13 protein-coding genes and 2 pseudogenes are annotated in these 14,882 nt (G+C 63.0%); 13 read left to right on the top strand and 2 right to left on the bottom strand.

Translation table 11 applies throughout. The features are described 5' to 3' along the window. Positions 1–220 precede the first annotated feature (220 nt). From ASD12_RS15055 to ASD12_RS15030, 7 genes and pseudogenes are all read left to right on the top strand, one after another. Positions 221–1,549 (top strand): NAD(P)H-dependent oxidoreductase, encoded by a 1,329-nt coding sequence (locus ASD12_RS15055; protein WP_056587269.1) that lies wholly within the window; start codon positions 221–223, stop codon positions 1,547–1,549. Between the two features lie 2 nt (positions 1,550–1,551). Continuing rightward, positions 1,552–2,580: a thiamine pyrophosphate-dependent dehydrogenase E1 component subunit alpha gene (locus ASD12_RS15050; RefSeq protein ID WP_056587267.1), complete on the top strand. Its 1,029-nt coding sequence runs from the start codon at positions 1,552–1,554 to the stop codon at positions 2,578–2,580. Next, positions 2,580–3,578 carry an alpha-ketoacid dehydrogenase subunit beta gene (locus tag ASD12_RS15045; RefSeq protein WP_056587264.1) on the top strand — a complete coding sequence of 333 codons (999 nt, stop codon included), beginning with the start codon at positions 2,580–2,582 and terminating at the stop codon, positions 3,576–3,578. Before ASD12_RS15050 ends, ASD12_RS15045 begins: the two co-directional genes overlap by 1 nt. A 3-nt stretch (positions 3,579–3,581) precedes the next feature. Further along, positions 3,582–4,459 (top strand): annotated as a pseudogene (locus ASD12_RS15040) (E3 binding domain-containing protein); the annotation flags it as partial. A 1-nt stretch (position 4,460) separates the two neighbouring features. Further along, positions 4,461–4,929: pseudogene (locus ASD12_RS35055) on the top strand (2-oxo acid dehydrogenase subunit E2); the annotation flags it as partial. Position 4,930: 1 nt separating this feature from the next. Beyond that, positions 4,931–5,284 (top strand): 2-oxo acid dehydrogenase subunit E2 (locus tag ASD12_RS35050; RefSeq protein ID WP_210173857.1); only part of this gene is annotated, 354 nt, incomplete at its 5' end. Positions 5,285–5,397: 113 nt separating this feature from the next. After that, positions 5,398–5,766, top strand: a complete 369-nt coding sequence (locus ASD12_RS15030) for a hypothetical protein (protein ID WP_056587260.1) — start codon at positions 5,398–5,400, stop codon at positions 5,764–5,766. 13 nt (positions 5,767–5,779) lie between these two features. On the opposite strand, the gene ASD12_RS15025 is transcribed toward ASD12_RS15030, so the two are convergent. After that, positions 5,780–6,751 (bottom strand): sugar-binding domain-containing protein, encoded by a 972-nt coding sequence (locus ASD12_RS15025; RefSeq protein WP_056587257.1) that lies wholly within the window; start codon positions 6,749–6,751, stop codon positions 5,780–5,782. Between the two features lie 262 nt (positions 6,752–7,013). Here ASD12_RS15025 and ASD12_RS15020 point away from each other — a divergent pair, with 262 nt between their 5' ends. From ASD12_RS15020 to ASD12_RS14995, 6 genes are all read left to right on the top strand, one after another. Further along, the gene (locus ASD12_RS15020) at positions 7,014–8,000 is read left to right on the top strand and encodes an ABC transporter substrate-binding protein (protein WP_056587254.1); all 987 of its coding nucleotides are present in this window, start codon (positions 7,014–7,016) and stop codon (positions 7,998–8,000) included. A gap of 89 nt (positions 8,001–8,089) precedes the next feature. Next, positions 8,090–9,793, top strand: a complete 1,704-nt coding sequence (locus ASD12_RS15015) for an iron ABC transporter permease (protein ID WP_056587252.1) — start codon at positions 8,090–8,092, stop codon at positions 9,791–9,793. Then, entirely contained in the window at positions 9,781–10,860 is a 1,080-nt protein-coding gene (locus ASD12_RS15010; protein ID WP_056587249.1) for an ABC transporter ATP-binding protein, read from the top strand. The genes ASD12_RS15015 and ASD12_RS15010 overlap by 13 nt, the downstream gene beginning before the upstream one ends. Beyond that, on the top strand, positions 10,860–12,026 hold the full coding sequence (locus tag ASD12_RS15005; RefSeq protein ID WP_056587246.1) for an MBL fold metallo-hydrolase: 1,167 nt from the start codon (positions 10,860–10,862) through the stop codon (positions 12,024–12,026). The genes ASD12_RS15010 and ASD12_RS15005 overlap by 1 nt, the downstream gene beginning before the upstream one ends. Beyond that, positions 12,023–12,778 (top strand): 5'/3'-nucleotidase SurE, encoded by a 756-nt coding sequence (gene surE, locus ASD12_RS15000; RefSeq protein ID WP_056587243.1) that lies wholly within the window; start codon positions 12,023–12,025, stop codon positions 12,776–12,778. The genes ASD12_RS15005 and surE overlap by 4 nt, the downstream gene beginning before the upstream one ends. Before the next feature lie 158 nt (positions 12,779–12,936). Beyond that, complete coding sequence (locus ASD12_RS14995) at positions 12,937–14,136, top strand: DUF930 domain-containing protein (RefSeq protein WP_056587241.1); 1,200 nt, start codon at positions 12,937–12,939, stop codon at positions 14,134–14,136. Here the strand turns inward: ASD12_RS14995 and ASD12_RS14990 are convergent. Further along, a complete protein-coding gene (locus tag ASD12_RS14990) occupies positions 14,133–14,807 on the bottom strand; it encodes an HAD family phosphatase (protein WP_056587453.1) in 675 nt (224 codons plus the stop codon). The genes ASD12_RS14995 and ASD12_RS14990 overlap by 4 nt on opposite strands. Between the last annotated feature and the right edge of the window lie 75 nt (positions 14,808–14,882).

Below are 14,882 nucleotides of genomic sequence, written 5' to 3'. Positions count from 1 at the left end.
CTTTTGCCGGAAGAAGGGGCGACATCTGATTCTTATGGGGTCATCCGGGCCTGCTGTGAACCGTTTGACTGCGCGATATCAGGCCTTCCCTCTCTCCTTTTCGCTCCCGGGAAAGTGCCCTAAAAGAGTATCGATTTGGACATTAGTCTTGACAGAAATACATATGTTCAATACCCGTCAGGCAATTGAACAAGCCTGCAATGTGGGAGGAATAAGCGGTATGGCTTCCAATGTTTCGTTGACGGGTCTTGCCCGCGATCTTCAGGAACGCGCCAAATCGGGCAAGCCTATCCGCATCGGCCTGATCGGCTCCGGCGAGATGGGAACCGACATCGTCACCCGCGTCGCCCATATGTCGGGCATCGAGATCGGCGCCATTTCCGAACTGAACCTGCCCGCGGCGAGCAAGGCGGTGGATATAGCCTTCCAGGAAACCGGGCATGCGCGCGAAGTCTCGAACGATTCGGCGATGACCGCGGCGATGGAGGCCGGCAAGGTGGCGGTCACCAACGATGCCAGCCTTGTCATCAACAATGATCTGATCGACGTCGTTATCGATGCCACCGGGGTTCCCGCCGTCGGCGCCGAGATCGGGCTGCGCGCCATGGAACATGGCAAGCATCTGGTGATGATGAATGTCGAGGCCGATGTCACCATCGGCGCCTATCTGAAAAGCGAGGCAGACCGCCTCGGCGTTACCTATTCGCTGGGCGCCGGCGATGAGCCATCTTCCTGCATGGAGCTGATCGAGTTCGTTTCGGCGATGGGTCATCCGATCGTTGCAGCTGGCAAGGGAAAGAACAATCCGCTCAACATCGACGCCATTCCCCCCGACTATGAGGAGGAAGCCAAGCGCCGGCACATGAATGTGCGCATGCTGGTCGAATTCGTTGACGGCTCGAAGACCATGGTCGAGATGGCGGCGATCGCCAATGCCACCGGGCTGGTTCCCGACAAGGCCGGCATGCACGGCCCGTCGGCGACGCTTGGCGAATTGTCCAAGGTACTAGTACCGCAGAGGGATGGCGGCGTGCTGTCGAAGGTCGGCGTCGTCGACTATTCGATCGGCAAGGGTGTCGCGCCCGGCGTCTTCGTCGTCGCCGACATGTCGCATCCGCGTATCTCGGAGCGCATGGAAGATCTCAAGATGGGCAAGGGCCCGTACTTCACCTTCCACCGTCCCTATCACCTGACCTCGCTCGAAGTGCCGCTGACCTGCGCCCGCGTGGTGCTCTACGGCAAGGCCGACATGGTGCCGCTGGCCAAACCGGTGGCCGAGGTCTGCGCGGTGGCCAAGAAGGACATGAAGCCGGGCGAGAAGCTGGATGCGATCGGCGAATATTGCTACCGCGCCTGGATCATGACGACGCCGGAGGCGCGCGCCGCCAAGGCCATTCCCTGCGGCCTGCTGCAGGGCGGCTCGGTCACCGCGCCGATCAGGAAGGGCGAGCTCATCACCTATGCGAATGCCGCTCCCGCGGCGGGCTCCAAGATCGCCGAACTGCGCGCGCGCCAGGACAAGCTCGTCTACGGGTCCGTGGGAGCGTGATCATGACCAGAGCCAGCAAAGCCGTCACTGATAGTCGCGCCAATCTGCCCTTCGTCTACCGCCAGTACAGCGCAGCGCAGCTCAGGGAGGTGCTCTACAAGATGTACCTCATCCGCCGCTTCGAAGAGGGTGCGGAGGAGTGCTACACGCGCGGCCTCATCCACGGCACCATGCACCTGTCGATCGGCCAGGAGGCCAGCGCCATGGGCATCTGCATGCCGCTCGCCCAGGATGACCAGATCACCTCGACGCATCGCGGCCATGGCCACTGCATCGCCAAGGGCGCCGAGGTTAAGCGCATGTTCGCCGAGTTCTTCGGCAAGACCACCGGCTACTGCAAGGGCCGTGGCGGCTCGATGCACATCGCCGATGTCGGCAAGGGCAATCTCGGCGCCAACGGCATCGTCGGCGGCGGCATCCCGATCGCCGTCGGGGCGGCATTGTCCGCCAAGATGATGAAGACCGGCAAGGTCGTGGTCTCCTTCTTCGGCGATGGCGCCAACAATGAAGGCGCCTTCCATGAGGCGCTGAACATGGCCGCGATCTGGAAGCTGCCGGTGATCTTCGTCTGCGAGAACAATGGCTACGGCATGTCGACATCGACGGCCCGCTCGACCGCCGTCAAGAACATTGCCGAGCGCGCCGCCGCCTATTCGATGCCGGGCGTCATCGTCAACGGCAACATCTTCTCCGAGGTCGCCGAGGCTTCGCACCAAGCTGTTGCCCGGGCCCGCGCGGGCGAGGGGCCGACGCTGATCGAATCCAAGACCTATCGCCATCGCGGCCATTCCAAGAGCGACCGCAACCGCTATCGCACCAAGGAGGAGATCGAGGACTGGATGTCGAATCGCGACCCGATCACCCTGTTCGAAAGCGAGCTCAGGGAATTCGGCTTCATCGACAACAAGGGCATCGAGGCCATTCGCGACGCGGTGGCGCAAGAGATCGCCGACGGCATCGAGTTCGCCAAGGCGAGCCCGTCGCCTGACGTTCGCGACACCGGCAACTATGTCTATACGGAGCAGGCGTGATGGACGCGATGGTGCGTGAACTGAGCTACGCCCAGGCGATCCAGGAAGCCATGGCGATCGCCATGGACATGGACGAGCGCGTCTTTCTGATGGGTGAGGATATCGGCGTCTATGGCGGCGCTTTCCAGGTGACCGGCGATCTGGTCGAGCGCTTCGGCACCGAGCGTGTAATCGACACGCCCATTTCCGAACTGGGCGGGGCCGGTGTCGCCGTCGGCGCCGCGCTCACCGGCATGCGGCCGATCTTCGAATTCCAGTTTTCCGATTTCGCCACGCTCGCGATGGAGCAGATCGTCAACCAGGCGGCCAAGATACGCTTCATGCTGGGCGGCGAGGTTTCGGTTCCCGTGGTGATGCGCTTTCCCGCCGGTTCCGGCACGGGTGCGGCGGCCCAGCACAGCCAGAGTCTCGAGGCCTGGCTCGGCCATGTGCCGGGTCTGAAAGTCATCCAGCCGGCGACGCCCTATGATGCCAAGGGCATGCTGTTGGCGGCGGTCGCCGATCCCGATCCGGTGATGATCTTCGAGCACAAGTTGCTCTACAAGATGAAGGGCCCGGTGCCCGAAGGCTATTACACCGTGCCGATCGGCAAGGCAGATATTCGCCGCGAGGGCCGGGATCTCACCGTCGTCGCCACCTCGATCATGGTGCAGAAGGCGCTCGACGCCGCTGTCGTTCTCGAGGCCGAAGGCATCGACGTCGAAGTCGTCGATCTCCGGACTATCCGGCCGATGGACAAGCAGACCGTCATCGACAGCGTCAAGAAAACGTCGCGGCTGATGTGCGTCTACGAAGCGGTCAAGACGCTGGGCATCGGCGCCGAAGTCAGCGCCATGATCGCCGAGAGCGAAGCGTTCGACTATCTCGATGCGCCGATTGTGCGGCTGGGCGGCGCCGAAACGCCGATCCCCTACAATCCGGAACTCGAGAAAGCGACGGTGCCGCAAATTCCCGACATCATCACCGCCGCGCGCGACCTCGTGAGAGGGGCTCGCTGACCCATGCCGACTGAAGTCATTCTTCCCAAGGTCGACATGGACATGGCGACCGGACAGATCTCGCGCTGGTTTGCCGAGGAAGGTGCCAGGGTCAAGAAGGGCGATGTGCTGTTCGAGATCGAAACCGACAAGGCGGCGATGGAGATCGACGCGCCGGCCAGCGGCGTCCTGCGCGACGTCACCGGCAAGGAGGGGGTCGATATCCCCGTTGGCGCGGCTGTGGCGTGGATTTATGCCGAGGATGAAAGCTATGCGCCAATCTCCCCCCTTGAGGGGGAGATGTCGATGAAGTCGACAGAGGGGGTCGCCTCAGGAGGCACCTCCCTTGAGCCGCATCCGGTCGAACCGACCCCACCCGACCGGCCTGCGGCCCGCCCCCTTCCGCTCGAGGGGGAGGGGAGAACCCGCGCGACACCTTTGGCTCGTCGCTTGGCTCGAGAAGCAGGCCTGAACCTTTCCGGCATATCCGGCACAGGCCCGTACGGCCGCGTTGTAAAAGCCGATATCGACGCGGCACTTTCCTCCCCCCTCGAGGGGGAGGTGTCCGCGAAGCGGACGGAGGGGGTCGCCTCAGAAGGCACCGCCCAGTCCAGCACCGCCCTAGCGTCGAGCACTGCCGAGACGACCCCAGCCGACCGGCCCTTGGCCGGCCATCCTCCCCTCAAGGGGGAGGGGGACGTCCTGCGCTTGTTCGAGGATGGCTCCTACGACCTCGTCCCGCATGACAACATGCGCAAGACCATCGCGCGCCGTCTGGTCGAGGCCAAGACCACCATCCCGCATTTCTACCTGACGCTCGACTGCGAACTCGATGCGCTGCTGGCGTTGCGTACGCAGATCAATGCGGCAGCCCCAGTGAAGAAGACCGATAAGGGCGACGCNTGTTCGAGGATGGCTCCTACGACCTCGTCCCGCATGACAACATGCGCAAGACCATCGCGCGCCGTCTGGTCGAGGCCAAGACCACCATCCCGCATTTCTACCTGACGCTCGACTGCGAACTCGATGCGCTGCTGGCGTTGCGTACGCAGATCAATGCGGCAGCCCCGGTGAAGAACACCGATAAGGGCGACGCACCCGCCTACAAGCTGTCGGTCAACGACATGGTCATCAAGGCGATGGCGCTGGCGCTGAAGGCGGTGCCGGATGCCAATGCCTCATGGACCGAAAGCGCCATGGTCAAGCACAAGCATGCCGATGTCGGCGTCGCCGTGTCGATCCCCGGCGGCCTGATCACGCCGATCATCCGCAAGGCCGACGAAAAGACGCTGTCCACCATCTCCAACGAGATGAAGGATCTGGCCAGCCGCGCCCGCAGCCGCAAGCTGAAGCCGGAAGAGTATCAGGGCGGNGCCGACGAAAAGACGCTGTCCACCATCTCCAACGAGATGAAGGATCTGGCCAGCCGCGCCCGCAGCCGCAAGCTGAAGCCGGAAGAGTATCAGGGCGGTACAACCGCGGTGTCCAATCTCGGCATGTTCGGCATCAAGGACTTTGCCGCTGTCATCAACCCGCCGCATGCGACGATCCTGGCGGTCGGTGCCGGCGAGGAGCGGGCGGTGGTCAAGAATGGCGAGATCAGAATAGCCACCGTGATGTCGGTGACGCTGTCGACCGATCATCGCGCCGTCGATGGTGCGCTGGGTGCCGAACTGCTCGTAGCCTTCAAGCGGCTGATCGAGAACCCGATGGGCATGCTGGTCTAGGTCCTGTCGGAACCGGCGCGCCAGATGATGCGCCGGCTTACATCAGAAACGACTTGTCAGGCGCCGACCCTTGACCCATGTTCCATCTGGATTGCGATCCAGGGAGGCCAAAAATGCCTGCATTCGACCCATCTGACGTCAAAACGCTGTTCGGCAAGGTCATGGGCGCGTCGCCGTCCGATATCAAGCTGGTGGCGCAGCGCTTGCACGACCACGCTTTTGAGCCACGCATGTCGGCGAAGGAGACCAAGCAGCTTGTTGCGAGCCTCGGCTATGACAGCCTGGATGCGTTCTGTGCCGACATCGGGCTGCCCATGCACATCGCCGAGCGGTGGAGCCGTTTTGGCGTTTCCGGCGAGATGAAGCAGGTGTTCACGCTGCTGGCGGCGCAGCGCAGGCGGGTGGCCGAAGCGATCGCCGAATTCGAATCCATGACCCATGTCGGCGTCGAGGATTTTTTGCGCGAGCGCGGGCTTATTTAAACCGAAAGCCGGCTCAGCCGCCCTTCGCCAGCAGCGCCGTCGCCGTATCGCTGTCGGTGATCAGCACATTGGTGCTGACGGCTTTCAGCGCGGCGAGGATCGCCGCGACCTTGCGCTTGCCGCCCGCGGCCAGCACGACATTGGGCACCTGGCCGACCACATCGAGCTCGATTGCCATGACGCGGCGGTTGACCTCGTGATCGACCAGCCCGCCGGCGGCGTCGACGAAATAGCACAGCATGTTGGCGACCGCGCCCTTCGCTTTCAGCGGCGCGATCAGCGATGACGGCACGATACCGTGCCGGAAGATGGTGGCATCGGGCGACATGTCGCCGACCGTCAGCAGCGCGATGTCGGCAGTGGCTGCGCGTCGGCGTACATCCTGCAGGGTTGGCTGCGCCCAGAGGAGATCGCGTAACGAGGAATCGTCCACCATCACCGGCGCGGTGATCTGGTAGCTGTCGACCTCGAACACATCGGCGACCTTGGCAGCAACGATGGAAGGATTGATCCATTGCGAGTGCGGCAGGCTGCCGACGAGCGCCACCACCGAGGCGCGCTTCAGTTGCCGGCGGGCAAGAAAGCCGAGGCTGGCATGCAGCGTCGCGCCGCCGCCGATCGCCAGCGTCATGTCATCCTGCATCTGCTCGCCGAGATAGGCAGCGACGGCATGGCCGATGGCCTTTTCCAGATGGTCATGCGCCGAAGGCGTCGGGATGACGATGGCGGCGTTGAGACCCCAGCGCTTTTCCAGTTCCCGCTCGAGAGCCACCTGCGCGGCGGTCGGCGCGTTGATCATGGTGACGACGATGCCGTCGGCGGTGCAGGCGGCCAGCGTGCGCATGACCTTCACCCTGGAGACATCGAGCTTTTCGGCGATCTGCTCCTGCGTGAAGCCTTCAACATAGTAGAGCCATGCCGTCTTGACGTTGAGGTCCGACGAGACCATCGGCAGTCGAGCCGGTCTGGGTTTTTCCGTGGGCATCGGTCCTCGTCCTCATAAGCCATGGCCTGGCCAGGTTGCTCTCTTCGGAGAAACGGCCGCCGGATGTCAACTGATGCCGGATTTCCGGCGTGTCGATTATCGCACAATCCTGTTCATTTGTAATTGACATTGTACATATGAACATATTTTGTGGGTTTCACGCGCTGTGTCATCCACCAGTCATATGCGCCGTGCAGGGAGGAAGAGACGGGGATCTGGCCAAGGGCCGGACCGGTCATGCACAGACAAGACAGGAGGTCTCATGAAGACGCACATCATCAAGCTGCTGGCCAGCCAACTAGCGCTCGCGGCAACTTTGTTTGCCGGTGTGGCAAGCGCCGAAACACTGACGCTCTACACATCCCAGCCGGAAGCCGACGCCGCCAAGACCGTGGATGCGTTCAAGAAGGCGCAGCCCGGCATCGACGTGACCATCTATCGTTCGGGAACGAGCGACATCCTGACCAAGATGGCGGCCGAATTCGCCGCCGGCAGCCCGCAGCCCGATGTGCTTTTGATCGCCGACGCGGTCTCGATGGAGCTGCTGAAGAAGGACGACCGGCTGCTGCCTTATCCCGAGGCCAAGCTCGATGGCATCGAGGCTGATGCCTACGACGCCGACAAGACCTATTTCGGCAGCAAGCTGATCACAACCGGCATCGTCTACAACACAGCGGCCGCCGAGAAGCCGGAACATTGGGCCGATCTCGCCAAGCCGGCCTATGCCGATGGCCTGGTCATGCCAAGCCCGCTCTATTCGGGTGCAGCGGCCTACCTGCTTTCGGGCTTTGTCGGCGACAGCAATTATGGCTGGGATTTCTTCCAGAAGCTGAAGACCAACAACACCGTCAGCGTGCGCGGCAACGGTGCGGTGCTGAAGTCGGTGGCATCAGGCGAGAAGCCTTATGGGATCCTGGTCGACTTCATGGCGATGAACGCCAAGAAGAAGGGCTCGCCGGTCGAGTTCGTGTTCCCCAGCGAAGGCGTGCCGGCGGTGACCGAACCGGTCGCCATCATGAAGACAGCCAAGAATGTCGACGGCGCCAAGAAGTTCGTCGACTTCATTCTTTCCGATGACGGCCAGAAGCTTGCGCTGTCGATGGGCTATCTGCCGGCGCGCGCCTCGGTCGGCCGCCCCGAATGGCTGCCGGAAGGCGTCAAGGTCAAGGTGATGCCGTTCGACACCAAAGCAATCGTTGCCACGACCGACGCCGACAAGGCGAAGTTCTCGGAACTGTTCGGCGGCTGAGCCGACAATCCCGGCGGGATGCCGTTCAAGCGGCATCCCCAACGGGCGAACCTGATCGCATCGGCTGATCGACCCCAGGAAACGCAATCATGTCAACACGGATCAGGGAAAGCCGGGGCCAGGAAATGGCCCTGACGGCGGCGGTAGCCATCGTCATCGTCCTGCTGTCCCTGCTGCCGATGCTGCGTCTCATCAAGGAGATCGTGGCACCCGGCGGCACGCTGTCGACCGTCGCGATAAAGGCCGGGCTCGCCAACCCGGCGACCTGGATCGCGACCTGGCACACGCTGGTCGTCGGCGTCGGCGGTACCCTGCTTGCGGTGCTGTCGGGAACGCTGGTGGCCGTCCTCATCACGTTGACCGACATCCGTCGCCGCAGCGCCCTGGTGCTTTGCTACGTCATGCCATTGATGATCGCGCCGCAGGTGACGGCGCTGGCCTGGCTGCAATTGTTCGGCCCGGCAAGTCCGTTCCTCAAGCTCTTCGGCGCGGCACCGCCGCTCGGTACCAAAAACCCGCTCTACTCCACCTCAGGCATCATCCTGCTGCTAGGCGTGCAATATGGCCCGCTGGTCTTCCTGCTGGTGCGCGCCGGCCTGCGCAAACTGCCGCGCGAACTGGTCGAAGCGGCGCGGGCCGGCGGCGCCGGCTGGTTCACCGTGTTGGTCACCATTGTGCTGCCGCTGATGACACCATCGATTATGGCGGCGGCGGCACTCGCCTTTGTCTCCTGCGTCGGCAATTTCGGCATTCCAGCCTTTCTCGGCATTCCCGCCAATTATCTCGTGCTGCCAACCTTGATCTATCAACGGCTGGCCGGCGGCGGTCCTGCCGTGCTCGGCGAAACCGCGTTCCTGTCGGTGCTGATCGGCGTCATCGCCATGGCGGGCATTCTCGCCCAGGAGGTTATGAGCCGCCGCCGCGACTATCGCATCAGTTCCACCTCGCTGGCGGCCGAACCCTACGAGCTGGGCCGCTGGCGGCCTGTGGTCCAGGCCGGCATGTCGCTGCTGATCGTGGTGGTGCTGGTCCTGCCGCTGTTCGGGCTGGTGCTGACATCGCTGGTGCCGGGCTACGGCATTGCGCTCACCGCCAAGACGGCGACGCTCGACAATTATCGCTTTGTGCTGTTCGAGCATGATGCGGCCAGCCGTGCCTTCTTCAACAGCTTCTGGCTGTCGATCGCGGCGGCCTTCTTCGCGGTCCTGGTCGCAGTGCCGATCGGCTATCTGATCGCCTGGGGCAAGCAGCGCTGGGTACGGCTGCTCAATTTGTCGGTCGAACTGCCCTATGCCTTGCCCGGCGTGGTGCTGGCGATTGCCGCGCTGCTGCTGTTCCTGCGGCCGATCCCGCTGACCGGCATCCAGCTCTACAACACCGTCTGGATCATCCTCTACGCCTATCTCGCCCGCTTCCTGGTGCTGGCGCTGCGGCCGACCATCAGCGGCTATCACCAGATCGACCGGGCGCTGGAGGAAGCAGCGCAAGTGGCGGGCGCCGGACTGTTCACGCGCATGCGCACGATCATCTTTCCCTTGGTGGCACCGGCAGCGATCGCCGGCGGCCTGCTGATCTTCATGACGGCGCTCAGCGAGCTCACCGTGTCGGCGCTGCTGTGGTCTTCGGGGTCGGAAACGATCGGCGTTGTGATGTTTTCCTTCGAACAAGGCGGCGATTCCAACTACGCGGCGGCGATGTCGGTCATCACCGTAGCGGTCACCTTCGTGCTGATGCTGGTGACCAATCTGCTTGCCCCCTACCTTCCCAGCGGAGTGCTGCCATGGCGCGATTGAGCCTGGACAATGTGACCAAGAGCTTCGCCAACTTCGACGCGGTGAAGGATGTTTCGATCGACGTCGGCGATGGCGAGTTCCTGGCAGTGCTTGGGCCTTCCGGCTGCGGCAAGACGACGTTGCTGCGGCTGGTGGCCGGTTTCGAGAAGGTGACGTCAGGCGAAATCCGCATCGGCAGCGATGTCGTGTCGGGCAAGGGCGGCAGCGTCGCGCCGGAAAAGCGGCGCGTCGGCATCGTCTTCCAGAATTATGCGCTGTGGCCGCACATGACTGTGGCCGAGAACATCGGCTATTCGCTGAAGGTCGCGAAGCTGGACAAGGTGGTCGCGCGCCAGAAGGTTGAGGACGCACTCGCCCTGGTCAATCTGCAAGCACTGGGCGACCGCAGGCCGGCTAATCTTTCCGGCGGCCAGCGCCAGCGCGTGGCGCTAGCGCGTTGTCTTGTCGCCGCGCCCTCGCTGGTGCTGTTCGATGAGCCGCTCGCCAATCTCGACGTGCATCTGAGGGCCTCGATGGAGGACGAATTCGCGTCCTTCCACAAGCGCACCGGCACGACCATCGTCTACATCACCCATGATCAGGCCGAAGCGATGGCGCTGGCCGATCGTATCGCGGTGATGGATGGAGGGCGCCTTGCCCAGCTGGCGACGCCGCGTGAGCTCTATCATGAGCCGGCAAATGAAATGGTCGCATCCTTCATTTCGCAAGGCATTTTGCTGCCCGCCGACGTACTGAGTGCGGAGCAGGCGGGCCGCTGTAAGGTCCGGGTTCTCGGCGCTGAGCTGGTTGTCCGCTGCCGGCCAGGCGAGCGGCCGCGAACCGGGGCAAAGATCTGCTGCCGGTCGGCCGATCTCGACGTGTCGCCGGACGGCCCCGGCTTCGATGGCATGGTCAAGCGGGTGATCTATCAGGGTGGCTCGGCGCGCATCGAATTCACGCCTTCGACCAATCCCGACCTCACCTTGCATTTCGAACAGCCCGACCCGGTCGTGCTGGAGAGCGGAGCCCAGGCGCGTCTGCGGATACGATCCGGCTGGCTCATCCCGGCTGCAGGGGCAGCAGCGTGATGATGCTCGACCTGCTCGGCGGCTTTGGCGAAAAGGGCCGCACCAGTCTTGCTGTCAGCAGCGGCAACGATCGCATCCTGCTCGACATCGGCATCAAGGTTGGTGCCTCCGGTGCGGACTATTATCCGGCGCTGAACGGGTCGATCGCCGACATTGACGCGCTGTTCGTCTCGCATGCCCATGAGGATCATGTCGGCGCGCTGAGCTGGCTGTTGTCGCGCGGCTATGCCGGTCCGATTTTCATGACGGCCGAGACTCGCAACGAGGCTCCGGCCACGCTTGCCGGTTATGCCGATCCCGGGGATCTCAGGCAGTTTCCCTTTCCAGTAGATCGCATCGAGCTTTTCGAGCCCGGCGACACGCTGAAGAGCGGCAATCTCGCCGTCAGGACTGGACGGTCGGGGCACGTCGTGGGCGGCGTCTGGTTTGCCGTCGACGACGGCGAGCGCCGCATTGCCTATTCGGCCGATGTGGTGCCGGACAGCAATGTCTTCGTGATGGACGCGATCCCGCACTGCGACCTGCTTGTTCTCGATGCCTCCTATGGCGCCGATCCGGTGCCGGGGACGGCGCGCGCGCGCCAAATTTCGCAGTGGGTGGCGAGCCATTCAGACGGATGTCTTTTGCCGACCCCGCTCTCGGGGCGGTCGCTGGAGCTGATCGCCGCCTTGCCGGGGCCGTTTGCCATCCATGCCGGCATGCGTTCGTCCCTGGAAGCGCAGATCGGCGCCACCGCAGCCTTGTTGCCGGGTGTTTCCAAGCTCTTGCTTGCCCGCCTGCAAGGTGCAGCTGATTGGACCGATGCCGATCCTCTGCCGTCAATGCCGTTGCTGGCGGATGATGGCATGGGTGAGGCTGGCCCGTCGTCGCGCCTCTTGCCGCGTGCCGACCAGGCGGGTTTTCCGGTGCTGCTTACCGGGCATCTGCCGTCAAGTTCCCCGGGCGATCTGTTGCACAAGGCTGGCCGCGCGGACTGGGTGCGCATGCCGACCCATCCGACGCTGTCGGGCAATGTCGACATCTGGGAGAAGGCCGGGCGTCCCGTGGCGCTAGGCCATTCCTGCGCGCCGGACCTTCTCGGCGATCTCAAAAGCCACATCCCGCCGCTGCGCACGCAATGCCGCACCGGCCAGCGCATCACGGTGCCGGAGGCAAGAAGACGATGAGAATTCTGATCTGCAACGATGACGGCATCGAAGCGCCGGGGCTCGCCCGTCTCGTCAAGGCCGCAAGTGCGTTGAGCGAGGATGTCTGGGTGGTCGCGCCTGATAGCAAACGCACTGCTGCAGGCTCGTCGCTGACGATTGCCAACCCGTTGACGATGCGGCGCGCGAGGCCGGGCTGGTATTCCTGTTCCGGCACGCCCGCCGATTGCGTGGTCAGCGCGATGACGTGGCTGTTTGCCGATGCGCGGAGACCGGACCTGGTGCTGTCGGGTGTCAATGACGGGCGCAATGTCGCCGAGGACCTTGCCTATTCCGGCACGCTTGGCATTGCACGGGAAGCGACCTTCTGGGGCGTGCCGGCGATCGGCTTTTCGCGTGTGAAGAATCCTGATTTCACCGATGCCGATGACCAGTGGCTTGGCGCGCTGATCGCCTCGTTGTGGCAATCGCGCGCCGACTGGGCGACGGAGGGCCATTGGCTCAGCATCAACCTGCCGACCACGCTGCCGGCCGAAATCCGCCAGCCGCGCATCGGTCGTGACAAGATTGGCCGCAAGGCCGAGATTGTGCAGAGCGATGGCGATCGTACCGTCATCACCGTCCCGCGCGGCCGGGCTCATGCAAGTGAACCCGGCGACGAGAATGAGGCGATCGATGCCGGCTTCGTAAGTATCAATCGGCTGAACTGGTTTGGCGAAACGCGGCTGGGCGAGCGGTTGCTAGATGGAATTCATCCCCTGCAGCAAAGCTAGCTCATCTCAGGTCGGAATCGTGGAGCCGCTTAAAGCGTACCAGCGCTTTGGCGACGATTGCCCGCGCGACCGCAGATCACCAACCTGTCAGCGGTCAAATTGCGTCAATCCCGTGCCTATGCTTGAAGCCGCCGTTATTTCATTCCACATCGGGCGCAATGAACGGCAAGATACGAGAATGGTTTCGCAGCTGGCGATGGGCCTTAGCCGCATCGCTGATCCTGCATGCCTTGATCGCAGCGTTCTTGTTCTTTGGCCTGCCGAGACCCGAGCAGCCGGATCAGCTGGAACAGCCCGTCAATGTCGCGATCGTGCCGCCGCCCGAGAAGCCTAAGCCGAAACCTGCTCCAAAGCCACCGGAGCCGACACCTGAAAAGAAGGCTGAAAAGCCGCCTCCGGAACCGCCGAAACCGCCAGACGACCAGATTCTGAAGCGCGTTTTCCAGTACAGCCAGAAAGATACCGGGCCGGAGAAATCGCTCGACGGAAGCAGCGCTAAGCCCAACGCGCCGTCGCCGGCCAAGGATGAGGCGGCGAAGCCGCCTGTAGCACCGACACCCGCGCCGACCCAGCCCGCCCCGGCTGCAGCGCCACAGCAAAGGGCAGAGCCCAGCAAGCCTGACGAGAAGCCGGCCGCCGTTGCGCCGGAAGAAAAGCCCGCCCAAGGCGAGGAAAAGCAGGCGGTCGCCGCGCCTGACGCCAAACCTGCGCAAAACGAGGAGAAGCAGGCGGCCGAGGACACTGACAAACAGCAGCCGGACAAACAGGGCCTCGCACCCCAACCCGCCGAACAGCAAGCGGTCGTGACGCCAAAGCCATTGGCGGCTGAGACCGGTGGTAAGCCGGCGCCTCCGGCCTCAACTGGGAAGGCAAAGCCCAAACCTGCCAAGACAATGACGTTCAAACCCGCAAGAGCTTTCAAAGCGCCGATCGGAAATACTGGAAGGTCAAATCCCACCAACAATGAGGTTGCAGGATCACCGATCTATTCCGGCCTTCCGGGCGTCAGAAAGCTTTACTCGCAGGGAGCAACCGGCAATGCGTTCGCTACAAGCTCCATGGAGAATGTGCCGCGCGGTCAGCGCGTGGCCACCCTTTGCGGCAATGTTCTAAGCCAGGAACTGCAAAGTGCCGACTATGCGGTCAAATGGGTGCCAACCATTACGCTGGACAAAGGCAATGTTCTCAATCCTGCTAAGGCGGCCTTCAGTACCAGAAACACCTGGTACAATCTAAACTTCCGGTGTGAAGTCGATCCCGATGCGACGAGGGTTCTATCCTTCAACTTCCGTGTGGGGTCATTGGTCCCGCCTGGCGAATGGGCCAGCCGTGGATTCACCAAGTACCCGCTAAATTAGGCCGGCACACCGAGCCCGGCCAATTGCCGGCTGACTTCATGCCAGTCGGCGCAGACGAAATCGGCACCCGCCGATGTCAGCCGTGCGGCGTGCTCGCGATAGGTGTGACCGCCGCCTGTGTAACCGATCGCCGTCATGCCGGCAGCGGCCGCGCCCTGGATGCCGAAGGGCGAATCCTCGATGACGATGCAGTCAGCGGGGTTAGCGCCCATCTTGTCGGCCGCAAACAGGAAGATGTCCGGCGCCGGCTTACCGTTCTTGACCATCGAGGAGCTGTAGATCGCATCGCCGAAAAACCCTGCCAGTCCGGTCACGGCAAGGCTGTGGTTTATGCGCTCGACGGAGGAGGACGAGGCAACGCAGCGGTCGCCCGCAAGCGTCTGCAGAAACGCGGCGATCCCCGGTGTCGGCTTCAATTCTTCGGAGAACAGCGCCTTGGTCTCGGCCCAGATATCGCCATCCGCCGCCGCCGGAAACTGGTGGCCGGTCAAATCCCTGATCTTGACGATGATATCTGACTGCTTCATGCCGATGCATTGGGCGATGATGCTGGTGTTGACGCCGGGCATGCCGTGCTTTTCATAGACGCGCTCATAGGCCCGGGCGGCCAGCGGCTCGCTGTCGACAAGAACGCCGTCGCAATCGAAAATGATAGGCCTTGCTCGCGCCACGCGCTTCTCCAACGAGTCAATTTCGCACATCGCTATCGGCAAAAAGTCAAATGTTCAATAGCGCGGGTGCTTTTG

This window comes from Mesorhizobium sp. Root102, assembly GCF_001425625.1.
Lineage (GTDB): Bacteria > Pseudomonadota > Alphaproteobacteria > Rhizobiales > Rhizobiaceae > Mesorhizobium.
This window is presented reverse-complemented; position numbering and strand designations above follow the sequence as displayed.